The 3,967-nt window shown below is 35.9% G+C and carries 3 protein-coding genes and 1 pseudogene; 2 read left to right on the forward strand and 2 right to left on the reverse strand.

Annotated features, from left to right (window positions below):
- Nucleotides 1-191: 191 nt before the first annotated feature.
- A complete protein-coding gene (locus tag A5844_RS13800) occupies nt 192-2,435 on the reverse strand; it encodes an ATP-binding cassette domain-containing protein (protein ID WP_086285731.1) in 2,244 nt (747 codons plus the stop codon).
- A gap of 143 nt (nt 2,436-2,578) precedes the next feature.
- On the opposite strand from A5844_RS13800, the pseudogene A5844_RS13805 reads away from it, so the two are divergent.
- Together A5844_RS13805 and A5844_RS13810 are read left to right on the forward strand one after the other, a co-directional pair.
- Nucleotides 2,579-2,754 (forward strand): annotated as a pseudogene (locus tag A5844_RS13805) (IS3 family transposase); the annotation flags it as partial.
- 201 nt (nt 2,755-2,955) lie between these two features.
- Nucleotides 2,956-3,420: an LMxysn_1693 family intestinal colonization protein gene (locus tag A5844_RS13810; RefSeq protein WP_086285733.1), complete on the forward strand. Its 465-nt coding sequence runs from the start codon at nt 2,956-2,958 to the stop codon at nt 3,418-3,420.
- 193 nt (nt 3,421-3,613) lie between these two features.
- Here the strand turns inward: A5844_RS13810 and A5844_RS13815 are convergent.
- A partial coding sequence (locus A5844_RS13815) for a CPBP family intramembrane glutamic endopeptidase (RefSeq protein ID WP_218776180.1) occupies nt 3,614-3,967 on the reverse strand: 354 nt, incomplete at its 5' end.

Genomic DNA, 3,967 nt, shown 5'->3' on the forward strand with positions numbered 1-3,967 from the left:
CATTATGAGTTTGGAACCAGTATGATAATTTCCACAAAAGTAACAAATCAACACGCAAACTACCTACAAAATGGTTCTAAGGATCTTCTATTCTTTTAACTTCATAAAACCAAATACCAATCACCTCTTCAGAAGGTAAAAAAGCACGAACAGTTATCCCTTTAAAAAGGAGTGTTCGTGCATTCTTGGTTTTATTCATTAAATAAATAACGTGCAGTAATTGACTTTTTACAGTCGATCAAATTCTTCGGAACACCTTCGTAAAGAACCTCTCCTCCACGAATTCCACCATCAATACCGATATCGATCAACCAGTCCGCTGCCTTCATGACTGCCAGATTATGTTCAATGACGATCACTGTATTGCCTTTATTGACCAATCGCTCGATGATCGCTAAAACGCTCTTAATGTCTGCCATGTGTAATCCTGTTGTCGGCTCATCCATAATATAGATATTGCCTTTTTTACTTAGTTCCTTCGCTAATTTTAATCGCTGGCATTCTCCACCTGACAAAGTATTCAAAGGCTGCCCGAGAGTCATATAGCCTAAGCCAACTTCTAAAATCTGTTTCAATTTTCTTTGAATCGCCTTTTCCTCAAAGAAATCGATGGCTTCTGTAATATTCATAGCTAAAACTTCATCAATGGATTTTTCTTTAAGACGATACTGATAAACTTCTTCCTTGAATCGCTTACCGGCACAAGCTTGGCACAGAATTTCCACAGAATCCATAAAAGATAGCTCCATCTTGATAGAGCCATGCCCTTTACAAGTCTCACAAGCCCCTTCAGAATTATAGGAAAAAAGCCCAGCCGATACATTGTTTTCTAGTGAAAATGCTTTACGAATATCATTCATGATCCCTGAATAAGTGGCTGGATTGGAGCGGATATTTCCCGCTACTGCTGATTGATCGATATTGATGGCTTCCGAGTATTCTTTCGCAAACACACCATTCACTAGGCTACTTTTTCCTGAACCGGCAACACCAGTCACTACTGTGAATACACCTAAGGGAACTCTAAGGGAGACATTTTTCAAATTATGCAAGCTTGATTTAGTTGTTTCAATAAATCTGTCTGTCGTTCGAGGGTTTTTCTTGAAATCAACCATCTGACCAAAGGCATTCCCTGTAGTGGTATCAGAAGTCAGTAATCCTTCAAAATCCCCTTCATATGTGATATAACCGCCATTTTTTCCAGCTTTGGGTCCCACATCAATGATATGATCTGCTACTTTGATGACATCCGGATCATGTTCCACCACGATTACGGTATTGCCTTTATCTCGTAGTTTGATCAATAACTCATTGAGTCGGTGGACATCTCTTGGGTGTAACCCGATACTTGGCTCATCAAAAATATAGATCACGTCATTCAAGCTAGAAGATAAATGTTTGACCATTTTCACTCTTTGGCTTTCGCCACCAGAAAGAGTCGTTGTTTCACGATCAAGTGAGACATAATCTAAGCCAATATTGATCAAATCAGTTAATCTTGCTTGGATATTTTTTAGGATTGGTTGGACACCTTCGTCAGTGATTCCTTTAAGAACACCCAAAAGTTCATCCACTTGTAGCGAAAGCAGATCCGCAATGGAATAGCCGTTGATCTTACACCCAAGCACTTGCGGATTGAAACGTTTCCCCTGACAATCTGAACAAGTCTGTTCATTCATGAAAGGAGCGATTTTCTTTTGCGTAGTAGCAGAACTTTCATTCCCACCTTTGATATTCGAGCGATTGAAACGAACGACCAATCCTTCATAGGTCGAATTCATCCCTTCCATATACAAAGAATCAATTTTTTCTCCTTGAGCGTAGAGAAATTTATCCCTTTCTTCATTGGTATAATCTTTAAGCGGTTTATCATTATCAAAAAAACCAGTATTCGTGAAAGATTTCAGCAACCACGAGCCAATTTTGTATCCAGGAAGAAGGATCGCTCCTTCATTTAAGGATTTTTCTTTATCCAATGCTTTTTCTAAGTTCAATCCAACAATGCGTCCGATGCCTTCACATGTTGGACACATTCCATGGGGGTCATTAAAAGAAAAATTCCATGCAGGACCTATGTAAGGACGGCCAAGACGAGAAAAGAGCAAACGAATCAAAGGATTGATGTCTGTAATCGTTCCTAACGTTGAACGGGAGTTTCCTCCTAAACGACTTTGGTCAACAACTACGGCCATAGAGAGATTATCGATGGCATCGGCTTCCGGCTGACTATATTTGGGTAAAAAATTTCGTGCAAACTTCGAAAAGTTTTCATTGAGTTGTCTACCAGCTTCTTGTGCAATAGTATCAAAAACAATAGATGACTTACCTGAGCCAGAAACACCTGTAAAAATCGTGATTTTTCTTTTGGGGATTTTTAGATCAAACCCCTTTAAATTGTTCTGCCTGGCATTATGGATCGTGATGTATTCCTGCATAATATGACCTCCCGGATTTTATTGGAATTTTTGCTGAACATCCATTATAGCATAGTCCCTTAGTTCCTTTAGAAAATTTTGGTAAGAAAAGAAGTTTTTATGTTTTCCTTCAAAAAATGGGTGACCAAAGTAAGAAAACTTTTTCCTTTTACAAAACGATAAAAAGAGAGCTGATCAATGATGCTCAATTTAGAGATATTGATCAGGCTCAAATGGAGATATTTAAATATATTGAAACTTACTGTAACACAAAACGTATACATTCTGCCCTTGGCTACAATCTCCTAGTGACTTTGAAAAAAATTCGCTATTCTCTTAACTAAGTGTCTAGTTTTTCTTGACAACTCCACTTGAGGACCTTTAAGATTTTGTCCCTTTTAAATCATTTCATATTTAAAAAACAAACAAAATTAATATAAGCAGTGAAAGATAATTTTATTTTTGATATTATCAAAAACAACTGATAACGCTTTCTTTACGACGCTATAATTTGTTTATACTTAATTAGGAGGGATTTACAATGAAAAAACTATTATCAATTTTTTTGACTGCTATTGCGCTTATTTTGTTCTCTACAACTACTTTGGCATCTGCTTCCACTATGGCCTTTACAGAAGAACCAGTACTAGAAAATTCCAATACTTTTATCGATGAAAATTTGGTTGGAACTAAAATTGATGTTCCTATGACAAGAACAGGCGGGTATTTCTGTAAAAATATTAACTTTACAAAAAGTAATGATACAAAAACATACATAGGTAAAGTAACGAAAACCACTTCTGTTAGTTTTGGTGTTAATCTAGCTAAAGGTTATATCACTTTAGGTATTGAGAGTTCAGCTTCCCGTGAATACAAAGAATATAGACCTAAAGCAGATTTTAAAGCTACTTGGGGTGTATATGACAAGTATTCTGGAAAGTACATGTATTCAACAACTACCTCTCAAAAAGGGCTAACTTATTATTCATACGCACGCATTAAGTAATACAATTTTAAAGCAGAGGCTGGGACAGAAGTGGTTAACTCCGAGAAATAAGAAGGAATTCACGAAAATTGCTTTTCAAATTTTAGTGTATTTCAGCTTATTATCGAAGGAGTTGCTTCTGATTCCGCTGTTTATACGTATTTAGAGCGTGAAACAAGAGAAAATAATACTTTTGTCCACGCTCTATTTTTTATCAAATTAGCGATATTATGATAATAAACAGATTATAGAAAGAGTGTAAAAGAACAGCAGAGAATATATTTTTTGTTTTCAAGTAAAGATAAGTAGTTCCTACAGTTAAAAATAGAACTTGTATCATTGCTAATATATTACCACCATATGCGAATCTATGAGCGTAAAAAAATAACAGCGCTGAAACTATTCCGAGTATTAATTTGCTCCATTTTGAATTAGTCATACTCAAAAATAAATAACGATAGATTAATTCTTCTTTTAATGGAGCAATAGCTATACTTGCAACTAGCATAGTGAAATCATATCTTTGTGGACTGACTTCAAAACTACCAAATACTGAACTCATATATAT

This window comes from Candidatus Enterococcus wittei (genome assembly GCF_002140175.1).
In the GTDB taxonomy this organism is placed as follows: Bacteria; Bacillota; Bacilli; order Lactobacillales; family Enterococcaceae; genus Enterococcus_B; species Enterococcus_B wittei.

Coding starts and splice junctions, on each gene's coding strand:
- A5844_RS13800 (WP_086285731.1), bottom strand. CDS start 2,435: ATGCAGGAATACATCACGATCCATAATGCCAGGCAGAACAATTTAAAG.
- A5844_RS13810 (WP_086285733.1), top strand. CDS start 2,956: ATGAAAAAACTATTATCAATTTTTTTGACTGCTATTGCGCTTATTTTG.